A 16,847-nucleotide genomic window follows, 5' to 3' on the forward strand; every position below is an offset into this window, starting at 1 on the left:
TTTTGAACCGCAGAGGACGCAGAGGACGCAGAGGAAAGAGAGAACAGAGATTTTTACCGAAGGGTAGAACCTGGGAATGAGATTGTTGAACTTGTGCCTTTTATCGGAAATGGGAGATCTGAAAGAATTGAGAGTTTAAGAACTCTTTGGTTGACTAAATCTTGTATGTGATTAGCTACTTCTGTGACTTCTTGTTTAAGTTGTGAAGCAATGTCCCAAATTGTATTTTCACCATTGACGTATTGGATGATTTTTACACAATCTTTGGACAATCTAAAGTTTTCTAAATGGAGATGGTTCACCACTGGTGCAACATCAGGGTGCAAATGCCCTAAACTCATATTTCGCCACTTTTTTCTTAGTTCAACGGCTGTATTTAAATAGGGTATTAAATCTAATAAAGCAATTGGATGTAGTTTTTTGGGCAACCAACAACTATTTAATTTAGAATAACCTATAATATCGAACAAAACTTCATCAGTACTCTTGCTAAGAATGCTTTTTGCTTGAGTTAAAGTCAACTGTTTTTTTTCGATCCCCAACTTAAGCAAGCGATATTCCCAAAGTTCATCCTTTTTCAAATTTAGGTTATGTTCCTCAAAATTCCATTTAGGACAGATTTGTGTAACTGTTCTATACCAACGCCGAACGCGATGATTTCCCCCTGTAACATATAGTAAACGTCCCCAAAAAAAATATAAATACCAGTGTTTATTGACTGACGATAGAAATAGTTCTCCTGTTGCTCGTTGTTTACACAATACGGTTAAGCTCTTATTGACATTAACAAAGTCTGGGTATTCTAGTTCCATCACGGTTATTTCCTTAAAATACCGATCTCTCAAGTCGGTTAGATACCCGACTTCTTAGAGAAGTCGGGTATCTTGTAACACCCTTTTCAATACCATAGTAGATTATGGGTGGAATATTGTGTGATCGCTGCCCCAATTCCTACCTTTTCTATCAGGTTTTATAGGTACTAAACTAACATTATTGATTCTAAAATTCCTGAGAGGAATCCTCTTCCATTTTTGACATATACGTAGGTAGGGCTATGCTGCACAAAAGCCTGATTTAGTGAGATTTAGCTCTACCTAATAATATATTTACAATCAAATGACTTATTAATAGATGCTTGATAAGCTTGCTCATCATGAATATATAATTACTATTTAAGCTTTTATTTATTCGATGTTACGCAGTGAAGTTAGTTAACATAATAGAAATATACTTTATATTTCTATAAAGAAAAATAAAGAAAAAGTGAAATATTACCTATTGAGAATTTGGAGAGACTTGAAATTTCGCATCTCTAGATCGCCGATCCAGTAATACTAAAAACCCGGTTTCTTTATCGTTGATCCTACGAGATATCAAGCTTTCCAGGAGAGAGCAACCGGGTTTTTTGCCCCCTTTTTGACTACTGTATCGGATAAAGAAACTCGGTATCTGGGAGATACCGAGTTTCTAAGGTTCAGTTTTTAAGTATATAATTTTACCGGTACGAGAATACGTATGTAATCATGTAACTTAAATAAAACTTATATGTAAGTGATTACTTCAATTAATTTTACTTTAGGTTAAGTATTTTAACTTTCAATTGCGTAATGAATACATACTGAGGTATTTGACAGAAATTAATTGAATAGCAAGCGTCTGCAATTGCTATAAATCGCATAGCAGTTGTCTCAACAGGGGTATCTATAATTTTTGCGCCTGCTATCAATGCTTCACATATAGAATGATTATCGCTAAAAAATCAATTAACAATTTTTTTAATAGATTTTCCGAGGATTCAATGAATTTTAGTAATCCAGAAAAAAACACCATTCTGATCGTTGATGACAATCCTATCAACCTACAGATATTACTTGCTTTACTAGCAAATGCTAATTTTCAAGTTTTAGTGGCTGATGACGGGGAAGGTGCAATACAAATAGCAGAAATTTCTTGCCCAGATCTGATATTGTTAGATGTTTTAATGCCAAATATGGATGGCTTTGAAACTTGTCGTCGGTTGAAAAACAATGTAGCGACTCAGGATATCCCTATCATTTTTCTGACAGCCCTAGCACAAAAAGCAGACAAGGTCAAAGGTTTAAATCTTGGGGCTGTCGATTACATTACCAAGCCACTAGAAAATGAAGAAGTTTTAGCAAGAGTGAAAATTCATCTCAGCTTAAGAAATTTAACTAAAAGACTTAAAGAACAAAATACGCGTCTGGAAACAGAGATTTACGAGCGCCAGCAAGCAGAAAAGAAAATTCAAGAACAAGCAGCACTACTTGATATTACCACAGATGCAATTTTTGTTCGAGATGCAAACAACCTCATCCGTTATTGGAATAAAGGGGCTGAACATCTTTATGGATGGACAGCCGAAGAAGCTATTGGCAAAAATACTCGCGAAATTTTGTATAAATCGGAAACTTTTTCCCAACTTGATGAGATCCAACAAACATTGGCTGATGTTGGCTCTTGGGAGGGTGAGTTACATCAAGTTACAAAAGGGGATAACTCAATTATTGTTGCTAGCCGATGGACATTGATAAATAATGTGGAAGGGCAACCGAATTCTATCCTGACCGTCAACACAAACATAACGGAGAAGAAACAACTAGAAGCACAATTTCTGCAAGCGCAACGCATGGAAAGTTTGGGGACTCTAGCAAGTGGTATCGCTCACGATCTCAACAATACCCTAACCCCAATGATGATGATAATTCAACTGCTAGAAACCAAATTGGTGGGTGGGCAAAGTCGCGAATGGATTTCTTTATTAGAAAACAATGTGAGACGTGCAGCCGACTTAGTCAAACAGGTATTGTACTTCTCACAAGGTAGTGAAGTTCAATTTGCTACTTTACAAGTCAGGCATTTAATTTTGGAAGTTGAGCAGATTCTCAAACAATCATTTCCCAAATCCATCAATATCGTTTTAGATATTCCCAAACCAAACCTCTGGAGTATCTATGGTGATGCTACCCAACTTCACCAAGTTCTTATGAATCTCTGTATCAATGCTCGCGATGCAATGCCAGTAGGCGGCTCTTTACGAATTTCTGCAAAAAACGTTTGGGTAGATGCTCAATATACGCGCAAAAATATTGATGCTAAAGTGGGACCTTATGTTGCGATCGCAATATCTGATACAGGAATAGGCATTCCTCAAGAAATCATAGACAGAATTTTTGAACCATTTTTCACAACAAAAGATGTGGGTCAAGGTACGGGACTTGGATTGTCCACAGTTATGGGTCTTGTTAAAAGCCACGGTGGATTTGTGAGCGTGAAAAGTGAGGCAAGGAAGGGAGCAGAATTTCAGATCTATTTACCAGTCAAGCAAACGATAGAAACAGACAGTATATTAACAATAGATAACGATGATTTATCGCTAGGACATGGAGAATTGGTTCTTGTCGTTGATGATGACGATTCAATTCGTGAAATGACTAAAACTTTGTTAGAAAGAAATGCTTATAAAGTTTTAGTTGCTCGTGATGGAATGGAGGCAATCGCCCTATACACGCAGCATATCCGCGAAATCAACGTTGTCTTGATTGACATGATGATGCCTTCTATGGATGGTCCAACAACGATCCGCATTTTAAGAAAGATAAATCCAAACATTAAGATAGTTGGTTTTAGCGGACTTGGGTCAAACCATGAGATGTTAAAATTTTTGAAAGATCATGTCACAACTGTTTTACCAAAGCCTTTCTCTTTAGACGAGTTGTTAAGTAATTTACAGCTTGTTTTGAATGCTACTTAGAAATGTTAGTGGTTAGTAGATAGTAGATAGTGGTTAGTGGTTAGTGGTTAGTGGTTAGTGGTTAGTAGTATCAACAACTAACCACTAACAACTAACAACCAACAACTAACTACTTAATATTAATATTTATCGTAATTGCCGTACCTTGAAATTTTCCACTGGTTAGGGAATGGTAAGACACAAATCCACGATGTGGTTGGTCAAAAAGATAACCACGAGATAAAGGTGGAACCTTACCTTGTTTAACTAAAGAAATAAAAGTTCCTAGATAGTTGCGTATACTTTTGCGATTTCCCTCAGTTGTACTTATATGTTTCTCAATTAACATCATAAATAAGTCCAAGCTTCGGTTTTCTTGACCGTCTGCCCAATTGCCATTCTCTAAAAAAGAAGCTGCTATGAGTTTTTCACCTGTTTGTTGTACTTTAAACAGGGTATAGTAACGCCATTCTTTTTTTGAATCGCTAATATAACAAACCCAAGAACCCTCCGAGTCTTGTACAAAACCTTGTTGTGCAAGATACGCAAATGGCGAACTACTTTGCTGACTTGCTATGGGGGGTAATAAATTTTCTACCGTATTAAAAGAACAAAGTTTTTGTGTTATTTTTTGTTGCAGAGGAATTGGAATTTCTTGCGCTATAGCCACAAAAGATAGAAATGCAAACGCCTGAATAGCGGATGCACTAAACAAATGAATAATGGTATGCATATTTTTTTTACTTATTAAGTTAAAAATGAGACCCTTTTTTTCATGTAAAGTAAAAAGTGTCTCTCTTCCATTTTTTTATTCGATAAGTTCTTTAGCACTCCGGAGGATATTTCTTTTTTTCTCTCTCTAAAAGCTATTTGTTTAAAACAGTATAAATTGACATGATTTGAATTTAATTTTCTTGTTTAAAAATTTTTAAGATTTTATGAAGAGTATTTCTAGCTACTATTTTTGAGGATTTTTTTCATATAGGGTTGGCAATGCTCTAGATCCCCGACTTCTCAAAGAAGTCGGGGATCTAACTTGCTATATTAGTGTATTGAGTGGTGTGTCAGGCATTTCCCGTAAAGGATAAAGCTGTTGGCGTAACGGAGAATCTTCTGTCAGTGGTACTGAAATGACTTCAGACTCCTTCCCTAAAAGAACACTTTAGGCGCAGTATATATCTATACTGCTATTGGCAACAACACGCTTGGCAATTCTTTTAAATGAGAGCAGCGCTTCAACAGGAGAAACAATTGTAAAGAAATATGAATAATGCCTTCTGCCTTCTGCCCTATGCCCTGGGCGCTTCAACATAGCTGCCTCCTGTCTTCTACCTCCTTCGTTACATTCACCTAACTTATATAAATTCTTTGTTAAATTCATTTACAGACATAGCTCTCGGTGTGTCACACTTACAAACTAGAACTGGTTAAAGATTTGGAGTAAAAAGTCCGCAACTCCTGACTTTTGCTTTTAAGTTACCCTGTAGGGGTGTAACGAATGATATGATGTGACGTTAGTATCAATCAAATCCATCACTACTAACTGCACTACATTCTGGCTCGTCTGACTTGTTTGTCATTACGAAATCTGGTATCCTCTCGAAGGGAATTAAGCAGATCCGTCAAATCTTCTGGTGTGGCAAATCTTACCGCAACAGAAATCTTAATTTAACCAGGGAAAGTAGTGATTGGTTTGATGGATGTAACGGATAAGTCCGTCCTCTACAGATACAAATAGATTATGGAGGTATCTGTACGGATCGATCGTGTTCTACCAGTCAGGGATTTACTCGTTAGGCTGCAAACCTCCTTGCAACTTATCATATTGGCTGTTCTGGGTTAACAAAACCTAACCAGTCTCAGTATTGCTTTGACTATGTTTGAGAAAATGTTTATGTTCCTACCTTTAGGGTGCTCGCCAGCCCCAGAGTTACCGAAACTAGGTAGGTTGAGCATAAGTAGAGGCGCAAATTATTGCGTCTGTTTAAGCGTGCATCTCGAAACAGTAATTGACCCAGACATTAATGAAACTCTTATGACTGGGTTGATTGGAAGAGGCTTCACACCGCGCACCGAAGAGAACACCGGACGCGCAACGAGTTTGCCTCTTCCTTGAAAGTTCTGCAAGAGCGTGTCTCTTCAGAGCAAAGATTTGCGGTGAAATGACAACCAAAATTTTTTTGGCAATATTTTTTGTGTTGCCTTGATATTTTGCACAACCATAACTTACGTGACCTCAAAAATAAAGTCTGAAGTATGAAGTATGAAGTCAACCCTATGAATGAATTCGGGAGGAGGCGCTTTGCACGGAGAAGTTGGCTGAAAGGTTTTCCTCGCTCCCAACTTCGCCCCATGTCCTTTGGATATCCTACGCGCTTAGCTCCTTTGCAGGAGATAATAAAAGTTTCCACGGTAGTGCGTTGCTGTCGTCGAGAATGTTGTCGCAACTGCCTCCCTATTGCAACGACTGCCATGGGTTTAAAACTTAGATTGTATATTCTGCGTGCTACCAGAATAAGTTCGGGTACTTGTGCTGGCTTTAGCACTTTTTTATGCTCAATCCTTCATTTTTTAGACTTTATTTTTTATATCGGGAAAGCACTACATCATAAAGTAACTTGTCACTCTACCAAGTGGTTTGTCACTGTACACCTGTGAATTGTCCATAAACCCGTATTTGGATGGCAAAGGAAACGGTGAAAAAGATTCTAGTGATTGAAAATAAAGCAGAAACCCGAAAACTTTTTCTTTCATGCCTAAAAGCTGAAGGTTTCCATGCGATCAGTGCTGAAAACGGTGCGATCGCAGTTCAACGAGCACAACAAGAGTTACCCGATCTAATCATCAGCGAAGTTTTGTTGCCAAAACTCGATGGTTTTAAAGTTCTAACAGCATTGCGCCAAAATCCAGCCACAGCAATTATTCCTTTTATTTTTGTTACAGCTAAAGTCAGTCGCACTGATATTCGCAAAGGCATGGAATTGGGAGCAGATGATTACATCACAAAACCTTGTACATTAGATGAATTACTCAAAGCGATCGCAGCTCGCTTGCAGAGACAAGCCATTCTTCAAACGTTGTATGGAGCAGCACCCACATCAGTAACAGAAAATCCTTCCGGAGATAGTTGCGGCGCGTCTAGGACGAACGCAGGGACTCCAAGGGGCAAAACCTCTACTGACACTTTTCTATACTCTGGTTCTAAGAACCTGGAAGTAGCTTCTGCAAAGCGAAGCTTTTCACCCAATAGCATCATGAAATCGGACGAGCCTCAGTCAATTCTGCCCAACGATCCGGAATTGAGAGAGGTCTTCCGCTTTATTGAAGCAAACTACAATCAACAGATAACTTTAAGTAACGTAGCTGAAGCTGTGGGTTATTCTCCAGCTTATCTCACTAATCTTGTGAGACGGCAAACAGGACAAACTGTACAAGGTTGGATTATCGAGCGTCGAATGGCAGCTGCACGTTCCTTACTGTTAGAAACTAATCACAGAGTAGAAGAAATCGCTGCCCAAGTTGGGTATTTTCACACAGTTCATTTCTTTCGCCAGTTTCGCCAGTATCATGGAACAACTCCCCAAGCCTGGAGAAGAACACAGCTTGCTCAGTACAAAGCCCAATACAAGCAAGAGCAACAAAATGGTTAGCTCTTCCATGAAATACACTTACGGGACTTACGCAAACTCAATCTATTTTCCGGAATTCTAGACATTGGAGATCCCCCAACCCCCCTTAAAAAGGGGGGCTATGCGTCAGTCCTAACTTAATTGTAGGGACGCGGTGGTATTGCACCGCTACTGAAAGATTTACATAGAAATAAACTTAAACCTGAAGCTAAAAATTACAATATTATTCTAATCTTTAAATAATTTTTTATAAAAATATTTTATGATCCATATTTTTTTCCAGATGTTGCCAATTTTAAGCACTTTAATTACATATAAGAATCTCTGGAATTTTTGATATATATATGATCGTCTTTAGCTCTACCTAAAATTTTTTTCCTTCGGCATCTGCCTTGTTTCTTGAGAGCGTCCGACAGGCGGAGCACCACCCGCAATGAATGAAAGAAACTTTCTTTCCCCTACTCCCCACTCCCTACTCCCCACTCCCCCAAAAGTGTTTCTTGAGAGACATTAATGAACAATACTAAACATATATATGCTTTCCGGAACAATCGCACTTTTGATTTATTATGTTTTAAATTAAACATTAGCGAAAGAATTGTTACTTTTCAAAAGATAGACTGTTGGCAAGCGCTTTTGAACTACAGTAAGCTTTAAGAGACAAAGAAAAAGGGTGAAGATACAAAGACAACTGGTAACAACTGAATCACCGAACACCATAAACTGCTGTTATTTTAGGAGGATTCTCATATATGATTGTCGTCATGAAATCTGGTAGCCCATCAGAAGAAATTGAACGAATCATTCAAGAAATCCGCAATTGGAATATCACTCCAGAAAAATCAATAGGTCAGCACAAAGTGGTGATTGGTTTAATAGGTGAAACAGCGGAGATTGACCCGAGACAAATTCAAAATTTGAGCCACTGCATTGAGCAGGTTGTCCGGGTGAAAAAGCCTTTCAAACGAGCTTCTCTAGAATTTCACTCTCACCAACCAACAGATGTGGTTGTACCCACCCCAAATGGATCTGTAACTTTTGGGAAAAACCATCCTTTGGTGGTTGTAGCTGGACCCTGTTCTGTAGAAAATGAGGAGATGATTGTAGAAACAGCTCGGAGAGTGAAAGCTGCTGGAGCCAAATTTCTTCGAGGAGGAGCATACAAACCCCGTACATCCCCTTATGCGTTCCAAGGTCATGGAGAGAGTGCTTTATCACTCCTCGATAAAGCAAGAGAAGTCACTGGGTTGGGAATTATCACAGAAGTGATGGATACAACTGATATAGAGAAAGTTGCATTTGTCGCAGATGTGTTGCAGGTTGGTGCTCGCAATATGCAAAATTTCTCACTTCTTAAGAAGGTAGGTGCAACTGGAAAGCCGATTCTCTTAAAGCGCGGATTGTCAGCCACGATTGAAGAATGGTTGATGTCAGCCGAGTACATTTTGGCTGCTGGTAATCCCAATGTCATTCTGTGCGAACGCGGCATCCGCAGTTTCGATCGCCAATACACTCGCAATATTTTTGATATATCTGCAATTCCCGTTTTGCGATCGCTCACTCACCTACCCATTATGGTCGATCCCAGCCATGCCACTGGTAAATCAGAGTTGGTGCCAACAATGGCAAAAGCATCTGTAGCAGCTGGTGTTGATTCCTTAATGATTGAAGTTCATCCTAACCCAAGCAAAGCCCTTTCTGATGGTCCTCAATCTCTCACATGGGAAGGATTTGAGGAATTAATGCGGGATTTGCCTAATATGGCTAATGCTTTTGAAAGTATGAAGGCTAAAGGATAAAGGATCGTTAATTCTTTCATCCGACCTACGGAACACTTCATCCTTAAAATAAAACTTCTCCATTCAGGAAGGTCTTAGCAGCCTTGGAGAAAAGCAAGTTAAGCCTTACTTAACGGAGAAGTTAACTGAATTCGTTGTTCTCAGAACTCTACAACCAAAAAGGAAAAGAATCCTGTTATGTCCAATATACCAAATTCCACTCAAATTTTAGTCATCGGTGGCGGGCCAGCTGGATCTACTGCTGCGACTTTGTTAGCGCGTGAAGGTTTTGACGTGACTTTGTTGGAACGAGATATTTTTCCGCGATATCACATTGGTGAGTCACTTTTGCCATCAGCTTTAGAAATATTTGACTTGCTTGGCGTGCGGGAAAAAGTTGAAGCACAAGGATTTCAACGCAAGCCCGGAGCTTATTTGGAGTGGGGCAAAGAAAAGTGGAGCCTCAATTTTGGGGAACTTAGCGGCGACCACACTTACAGCTTTCAAGTTCGTCGTGCTGAGTTTGACCACTTGCTTTTAGAACATTCCAAAAGCCAAGGTGTGAAGGTTTTTGAAGGAACTGAAATCCGTCAAGTGTCTTTTGATGGAAATCGCCCAAAAAGCGCCACTTGGTCTCAATCCAATGGTGCGACTGGAGACATATCTTTTGATTTTGTCATTGATGCTTCAGGTCGTGCTGGTGTTTTGTCAACACGCTATCTGAAAAATCGCCGGAACCACAATGTATTCCAAAATATAGCCATCTGGGGCTATTGGAAGAATGTTAAAAGATTACCTCAAGGTCAAGAAGGCGCGATCGCAGTCGGTTCTATCCCAGAAGGTTGGCTGTGGGGAATTCCATTGGATGAAGAGATTATGAGTGTCGGCGTGGTTATGCACAAAGACCTTTACAAAGAAAGACGCAATAAGAAGTTGGAGGATATTTATTCAGAAGCCATTCAAGAATGCTCTCTAATCTCTGATATGATTGCGCCAGGTGAGTTAGTTTCAGAAGTCAAAGTCGAGCAAGACTATTCTTACACCTCTGACTACTTCTCTGGTCCAGGCTACTTTGTGTCAGGAGATGCTGCTTGCTTCCTAGATCCGCTCTTATCAAGTGGAGTTCATCTTGCCACTTACAGCGCACTATTAGCAGCCGCAAGTATCGCAAGCATTAAGCGCGGCGAGATTGACGAAGAACAAGCCGCCACCTTCTACGACAAGAGCTATCGACAAGCATATTTGCGTTTTCTCGTGTTTGTCTCAGCTTTCTACGACCAGAACCGTGGTAAAGATTCTTATTTCTGGGAAGCACAAAAATTAAGCCGCCACGACTTCAGTGGTGCTGATTTGAATCTTGCTTTCTTGAACCTAGTTTCTGGAGTTGAAGACTTAGTAGATGCACAAGAAGGTGCTACTGAGTTTGCTGTCAGCGAGATGTCAAAGCGGATCAAAGAAAACCATGACCTTCGCCAAGACAAAGAAACCTTGGCATCAAAGGACAAGTCTACTGATTCTGCAATCCAATCCACAAACAATTTCTTCAATGCAGTAGAAGGGTTCTTCTCCCTCTCCGCTGCAGGGGCTATTGACGGTGTATATGTCGTCACTAAGCCAAATCTAGGCTTAGCACAAGTCACCCCAACACGCGAACTTCAAACAGGGGTTAGGGGTTAGGGGGAGTGAGTGAGGGAGTGAGAGAGTGAGGGAGTGAGGGAGTGAGGGAGTGAGAGAGTGAGGGAAAGAATAATTTCTCTTGCTCCATCCCTAATACTCAATGCCCCCTCTCCCATCCCCAATCCAAAATCCAAAATCCAAAATCCAAAATCCAAAATCCAAAATCCAAAATCCAAAATCCAAAATCCAAAATCCAAAATCTAAGGAGCCTTCTCATGTCGGTTTTTGTATCTGAAAACCCCCAAAATGATGTAAAATCTGAGGAAATCGATGTTGCCGCGCAGATGCGTAAAGGGCATCCCCAAATTCCTGAAGGTGACGCTTACATCATTAGGCTGATCAAACAACATTCCCAAAGATTGGAACGACCAATTCGCGTATTTGACGTTGGTTGTGGAACTGGATATTTTGCTTCAAAGTTAGCAAAACGATTACCTGAAATAGAACTCATTGCAAATGAGGATGAACCAGAAATTGTCGCTAAATTAGAACGTCGTTTAGCAACGGATGCTAATGCTAAAGTGTTCTCTGGTTCATTTGAGGAGTGGAATGAAACTGTAGATATAGTTCTCTCCTGGGGAGCACATCACCATCTACCGAAAAACTACTTGACTCATGCCAAGCACATATTACATCAAGATGGTGTTATCATTGTAGGTGATGAGTTTTGCCCCGAATATTGCGAAAATCATCATGCAAAACGCATAGCTAACGCTGAATTGATCTACATTGCTAACGGGTATATCTTAACCACTGCAGAAGAAGTAGAGAATTATCAGCAAACGGGTCACATTCCAGAAGCTGCGTTAGATCTTGAACGTCTTCGGCAGCACGCACTTTGGACATGGTACAGGTATGTTGTGGACTTCGCTATGGATCGCAACTGTGTTGGCGTTGCGATCGAAGAACTGCGAGCAACTCACGACGACCTAATTACAGGGTTAGGTATCGAACATAAAATGTCTCCACTGATTGTGGAGCAAGAGTTTAGACTCAGTAACTTCCGACAAATCTCCAAGAAAGTTTTTGGTCCTTCCTATGCACCGGAATACCAAAGCTTCGTTATTTACGAATTGGGAATTTAAATCAAATGGTTAGTTGTTAGTTGTTAGTTGTTCGTAGGGGCGCAAGGCTTTGCATCCGTACAGAATTAGTAAAAAATGCAACTAATTACTAACTACGAATTACCAACATCCAACCCCCAACCTCCATCTCCCAACCACTAACCACTAACCACTAACCACTAACCCTTTCCAAATTATGATTGACCTCCGCAGTGATACAGTAACGCAGCCAACACCTGCCATGCGTCAGGTTATGGCTTCTGCTAAAGTTGGTGATGATGTGTATGGTGAAGATCCCTCTGTCCGTCATCTAGAGGAGTATGCAGCCCATCTCACGGGTAAAGAAACTGCATTGTTTGTTCCTACAGGCACAATGGCAAACCAAATCGCACTAGGTGCGCTCACCAAACCGGGTGATGAAGTGATTATCGGTACAGGTAGCCATTGTTACCTTTATGAAGGAGGTGCAGGTGCTGCTCTCAATGGTTTGCAATTTCAAACGGTTGGCAACAATGGTCGATTTACCGCTCATGATGTGAGTGCTGCTTACAAACCAGACAACCATCACCAAAGCCCAACAACTGTTGTTGCTTTTGAAAATACGCACAACCGTGGTGGTGGTTGGGTTTGGGATATTGATGAGTTGCGATCGCCTGCATCTGTTGCTCGCGAATATGGGATGTCACTGCACTTAGACGGTGCTCGTATTTTTAACGCTGAGGTTGCTAGTGGCGTGACTGTAAAAACTTGGTCAGAGCCATTTGATACCGTCACTTTTTGCTTGTCTAAAGGCTTGGGAGCACCTGCAGGAAGTGTTGTTTGCGGTTCAAAAGCTCACATTCATCGCGCCCATCGCCTGCGGAAAATGTTTGGCGGTGCGATGAGGCAGGTAGGAATTCTGGCGGCGGCTGGTATGTATGCGCTACAGCATCATGTAGAACGATTGGCAGATGACCACGCCAACGCTCAGTTATTGGCTCAGATGTTAGCAAAGACGCCAGGTATTGTTCTCGATCCTGCAACAGTTGAAACAAACATCATTTGGTTTCAATTAGCACCCAATGTTCCTGATGCTCCAACTTTGGTTGCTGCTGCACGCGATCGCGGCGTGTTTCTAAGTTCTTCGGGGAAACGAGCCGTCAGAGCCGTAACCCATTTTGATATTACCCGAGATGACTGCGTAATAGCAGCTGGAATAGTGGGTGAAATTCTTGCACAGTAAACGTTAGTGGTTAGTTGTTATTAGTTAGTTGTTAGTCGTTAGTAAATTTTTTACTAATCATGTACGGGCGCAAGGCATTGCGCCCCTACTAACCATTAACCACTCACCACTAACAATTTCCTAAATTCTATGTCTATGACATCAACTCCGAAATCCTCTTCATTAGATATACCAATGAGCGAACGTATTATTGTTGACATACAGCAAACGAGTTGTTGTATTGTTGGTGGCGGCCCTACAGGCGCTGTACTCGCACTTGCATTGGCGCGTCAAGGTGTTGCTGTAACATTGCTAGAGGCACATAAAACTTTTGACCGGGACTTCCGAGGCGACATTATGCATGCGGGAGCGATGGAAATCATGGATGAACTTGGTGTTGCTGAACGTTTGCTCCGGGAAATTCCTCACACAAAGACGGACAAAATAGAATTCATGACACCCGAACAAAGTGTCACATTTGCAGACTTCAGCCGGTTGAAATCTCGACACCCTTATGCTACTATTATTCCTCAAGCAAAGTTTATCGAATTCCTCACTACCGAAGCAAAACGCTACCCAAATTTTCAAATAATAATGGGTGCAAACGTACAGCAACTGATTGAGGAAGATGGAATTATCAGTGGTGTTCGATACCGAGGTAACGGTGGCTGGCATGAGGTGAGAGCCAAGCTGGTCGTTGGCGCAGATGGTCGCTTTTCTCGCATCCGTCAATTGGCAGGTATGCAACAGGATAAGACAACTGCTCCGATGGATTTGCTATGGTTGCGTCTTCCGCGACACTCTCACGAGCCACAAGGTCTGATTGCACGCTTTGGAGCCAAGCGCGTCATAGTTATGTACAATACCCATGACGATAATTGGCAATTTGCTTACCTCATTCGCAAAGGTTATTACAATCAACTCGTTGCGGCGGGTATAGAAGCATTGCAAGAGTCCATCGTTGAAATCGTGCCAGAATTTAGCGATCGCGTGCATCATCTCAAAGATTGGAAGCAAGCGTCACTTCTCTCTGTTGACGTTGGTTGTCTCAAGCAGTGGTTCCGTCCTGGACTTCTTTTTATTGGTGATTCAGCCCATGTCATCTCACCTATCGGTGGAGTTGGCATCAACTATGCAATCCAGGATGCAGCAACAGCAGCCAACATCCTTGGCGAACCACTCAGAAAAGGCGAGTTAAGACTGAGCCACCTCGCGCAAGTACAGCGCCGTCGCGAGTTGTCAGTGCGAACCCTCCAAGCTTTTCAGTCCTTTATTCAGACAAATATCACGGCCAAAGCCCTTCAATCAGACAATACATTAAAACTACCGTATTACCTGCATTTGCCAATTTTGCGCGATATCCCGGCTCAATTACTAGCTTTTGGTCTTTTTCCATCTCATTTAAAGATCAAATCCAGCTTGCAGGCAATGGTTGGAAATACGGCGAGTGGTTACTCTACCTTGCCAAATTAATAGCTTATATACCATTTTGGATTTTAGATTTTGGATTTTGGATTGAGGAAGCCTTACCTAGACTTAACTCTCGCCAAACTATCTGTCGCATTCTTTTTTCAAATTGGTATAGTTCAACTTTGTGACTTTTTTAAGGAGAATTATCATGGCACACGATGGAACAACAACACTTCCAACTCAGTACAACACAAGCGCAGAAAATCTTACAGAAGAAGACACATTGGTAGCCAATTCTGAGATGCCAATGCAGTACAACACGAGCGCAGAAAATCTCACAGTAGAAGACACATTGGTAGCTAATTCTGAGATGCCAATGCAGTACAACACGAGCGCAGAAAATCTCACAGCAGAAGACACATTGGTAGGAAATCCTGAAGAGCCAGTCGTACTACCCGATATAAATCGACCGGGTTACTGGTTAGTTGGCGATCACGCTACTTTTGTTGCAGATGGCGAAGATACCAACGGGCAATACTCTCTGTTTGACTTCTACACTCTTCCCCAGGGCGGTCCTTTTCCCCACATCCACCGTACAGAAAATGAGTTTGCCTATATCCTAGATGGAGAAATTTCTTACCAACTGAATGACGAAGTTATCACTGCAACTCCTGGAACATTTGTCTACAAACACCAAGATGATATTCATGGATTTGTCAACTTAGGTGACACACCATCACGGCATTTAGAGTTTACTTTACCACCAGGTTTGGAGAACGCATTTGCAACAGTTGGTGTACCCGGCTCAATTTTAGAACCACCTCCCAACGAAATTCCCCCTAGCGAAATCTTAGATAACTACACAGAGGTTTTAGCTGAATATGGAGTAGAGGCTCAAAATTCAATCATCTTCCCTTCAGCCGGACTCAATGAGACACTAACTGGTGTTCCTGAAGTGACATTACTTCGTCCCGGTCAAGCAGATACAGCAGTGAGTGCAACACTTGCTCTGAGTAACGGTACTGCAATTCCAGTTGATTTTGCCGCAGGGGAAAGAACAAAAACCGTAGAGATTCCCGTTGACGGTTCTGAAGTACCTGGACAAACTCTTGAATTAGCTATCACCAATCCCACAGACGGTGCTATTGTTGGGCTATTACAAGACGAACTTGTTCTCACTTTTGGAGAAGACAATACCTACACTTTAGAAAACGGGGATAAACCCGACAGTTTTCCAACAATACTGCCAAACGACGAAGAACGTCTGAAAGTGTCCTTAGGTAACGACGAGTATACCTTTGTCGCAACTGCAGCAGATACAGATGGAAAAATTTCCCTGCTTGATGTTTCCGTTCGACCGGGAACTCAAAACGAATCCCTGCTTTCTGCACCTACAGATTTAGGATTTTATGTCGTAGATGGGAATGTGACATTTGAGCTTGGAGATGAATCATTTACAGCTGCTCAAGACACTTTTGTCTTTCTACCTGAAGGTAACTCCTTTGCATTAACAAATCAAGGAACGCTACCTGCAAGAACACTTGCATTCTCTACATCTCCAGAAATTGAGGAATATATTGCAAGCATGGGTATAGGTGATACCCAATCTAATTCTCCTCTCTCAATCATGGAACCCCCGTTGACATCCGACCTCAGTACAATGATTTCAACAGAGTCCTTGGTTTAAGTTCGCGATAATTCCGGGACGATGCTTACCGGATACAAATTAGCTTTCAGACCACAAGGTAGTTTTTCCAAATCGATTGTACGGAAAATGCTCAAGTATATTCCACTCATTGCACGCTCTTCACTATCCTCCGTTTTTCTTGAATCTGGCGTCAACAAGATTTTGCATCCCGTTGCAACACAACAATTTATGGCTGCTCATGGGATGCCTTTCACAGGTCTATTTTTAGTCAGTGCTATTGTCCTTGAACTAGTTGCTGGGCTAGCAGTATTACTGGGTTACAAAGCTCGTTGGGCTGCGATCGCACTCATCAAGTTTTTGATTACTGTCACATTTATTTTCCACACAAATTTTTCCGATCCTATGCAGATAGGTCAGTTCATGAAGAATTTGGCTATTTTAGGTGGATTGATGATGGTAGTTCAATATGGACCGGGAGCAGTGAGTTTTGACCACCGAACCACTATAGTGAATTTGAAGAAGGGAGTAGGGAGTAGGGAATAGGGAGTAGGGAGTAGGGAGTGGGGAGTGGGGAGTGGGGAGTGGGGAGTGGGGAGTAAGAAGTAATAGATAGTTGGTTGAAATTAAGTCCCAGTCAGGCTTTTTCAATCCAAAATCTAAAATCTAAAATCCAAAATGGTATTAGATTG

At 41.2% G+C, this 16,847-nt stretch carries 13 protein-coding genes; 9 read left to right on the forward strand and 4 right to left on the reverse strand.

The window, feature by feature from the left end; translation table 11 throughout:
• Positions 1-53 precede the first annotated feature (53 nt).
• Complete coding sequence (locus tag WA1_RS44560) at positions 54-812, reverse strand: DUF4388 domain-containing protein (protein ID WP_017744812.1); 759 nt, start codon at positions 810-812, stop codon at positions 54-56.
• Between the two features lie 986 nt (positions 813-1,798).
• Here WA1_RS44560 and WA1_RS44565 point away from each other — a divergent pair.
• Positions 1,799-3,772 (forward strand): ATP-binding response regulator, encoded by a 1,974-nt coding sequence (locus tag WA1_RS44565; RefSeq protein WP_026134815.1) that lies wholly within the window; start codon positions 1,799-1,801, stop codon positions 3,770-3,772.
• Positions 3,773-3,881: 109 nt separating this feature from the next.
• Here the strand turns inward: WA1_RS44565 and WA1_RS44570 are convergent, their stop codons facing one another.
• Together WA1_RS44570 and WA1_RS59015 are read right to left on the reverse strand one after the other, a co-directional pair.
• Positions 3,882-4,484 (reverse strand): hypothetical protein, encoded by a 603-nt coding sequence (locus tag WA1_RS44570; protein WP_017744814.1) that lies wholly within the window; start codon positions 4,482-4,484, stop codon positions 3,882-3,884.
• Between the two features lie 429 nt (positions 4,485-4,913).
• Complete coding sequence (locus tag WA1_RS59015; protein ID WP_272819359.1) at positions 4,914-5,132, reverse strand: hypothetical protein; 219 nt, start codon at positions 5,130-5,132, stop codon at positions 4,914-4,916.
• A gap of 1,300 nt (positions 5,133-6,432) precedes the next feature.
• Between WA1_RS59015 and WA1_RS44575 the strand changes: the two genes are divergently transcribed.
• The 3 genes from WA1_RS44575 to WA1_RS44585 all read left to right on the forward strand — a co-directional run bounded on the left by WA1_RS44575 (position 6,433) and on the right by WA1_RS44585 (position 10,835).
• Positions 6,433-7,401, forward strand: a complete 969-nt coding sequence (locus WA1_RS44575; protein WP_017744815.1) for a response regulator transcription factor — start codon at positions 6,433-6,435, stop codon at positions 7,399-7,401.
• A gap of 731 nt (positions 7,402-8,132) precedes the next feature.
• The gene (gene aroF, locus WA1_RS44580) at positions 8,133-9,179 is read left to right on the forward strand and encodes a 3-deoxy-7-phosphoheptulonate synthase (RefSeq protein WP_017744816.1); all 1,047 of its coding nucleotides are present in this window, start codon (positions 8,133-8,135) and stop codon (positions 9,177-9,179) included.
• A 177-nt stretch (positions 9,180-9,356) separates the two neighbouring features.
• Complete coding sequence (locus WA1_RS44585) at positions 9,357-10,835, forward strand: NAD(P)/FAD-dependent oxidoreductase (protein WP_017744817.1); 1,479 nt, start codon at positions 9,357-9,359, stop codon at positions 10,833-10,835.
• Here the strand turns inward: WA1_RS44585 and WA1_RS57775 are convergent.
• Positions 10,832-11,032: a hypothetical protein gene (locus tag WA1_RS57775; protein ID WP_158516777.1), complete on the reverse strand. Its 201-nt coding sequence runs from the start codon at positions 11,030-11,032 to the stop codon at positions 10,832-10,834. The two genes, WA1_RS44585 and WA1_RS57775, sit on opposite strands and share 4 nt — an antisense overlap.
• An 18-nt stretch (positions 11,033-11,050) precedes the next feature.
• Between WA1_RS57775 and WA1_RS44590 the strand changes: the two genes are divergently transcribed.
• The 5 genes from WA1_RS44590 to WA1_RS44610 all read left to right on the forward strand — a co-directional run bounded on the left by WA1_RS44590 (position 11,051) and on the right by WA1_RS44610 (position 16,701).
• On the forward strand, positions 11,051-11,920 hold the full coding sequence (locus WA1_RS44590; protein ID WP_017744819.1) for a class I SAM-dependent methyltransferase: 870 nt from the start codon (positions 11,051-11,053) through the stop codon (positions 11,918-11,920).
• A 175-nt stretch (positions 11,921-12,095) separates the two neighbouring features.
• Positions 12,096-13,121 carry a low-specificity L-threonine aldolase gene (gene ltaE / locus WA1_RS44595; RefSeq protein ID WP_017744820.1) on the forward strand — a complete coding sequence of 342 codons (1,026 nt, stop codon included), beginning with the start codon at positions 12,096-12,098 and terminating at the stop codon, positions 13,119-13,121.
• A gap of 135 nt (positions 13,122-13,256) precedes the next feature.
• Positions 13,257-14,573, forward strand: a complete 1,317-nt coding sequence (locus tag WA1_RS44600; RefSeq protein ID WP_017744821.1) for an FAD-dependent oxidoreductase — start codon at positions 13,257-13,259, stop codon at positions 14,571-14,573.
• A gap of 145 nt (positions 14,574-14,718) precedes the next feature.
• Positions 14,719-16,197 carry a cupin domain-containing protein gene (locus WA1_RS44605; RefSeq protein WP_017744822.1) on the forward strand — a complete coding sequence of 493 codons (1,479 nt, stop codon included), beginning with the start codon at positions 14,719-14,721 and terminating at the stop codon, positions 16,195-16,197.
• Between the two features lie 87 nt (positions 16,198-16,284).
• On the forward strand, positions 16,285-16,701 hold the full coding sequence (locus tag WA1_RS44610) for a DoxX family protein (protein ID WP_033335601.1): 417 nt from the start codon (positions 16,285-16,287) through the stop codon (positions 16,699-16,701).
• Positions 16,702-16,847 lie beyond the last annotated feature (146 nt).

This window comes from Scytonema hofmannii PCC 7110, from assembly GCF_000346485.2.
Lineage (GTDB): Bacteria > Cyanobacteriota > Cyanobacteriia > Cyanobacteriales > Nostocaceae > Scytonema > Scytonema hofmannii.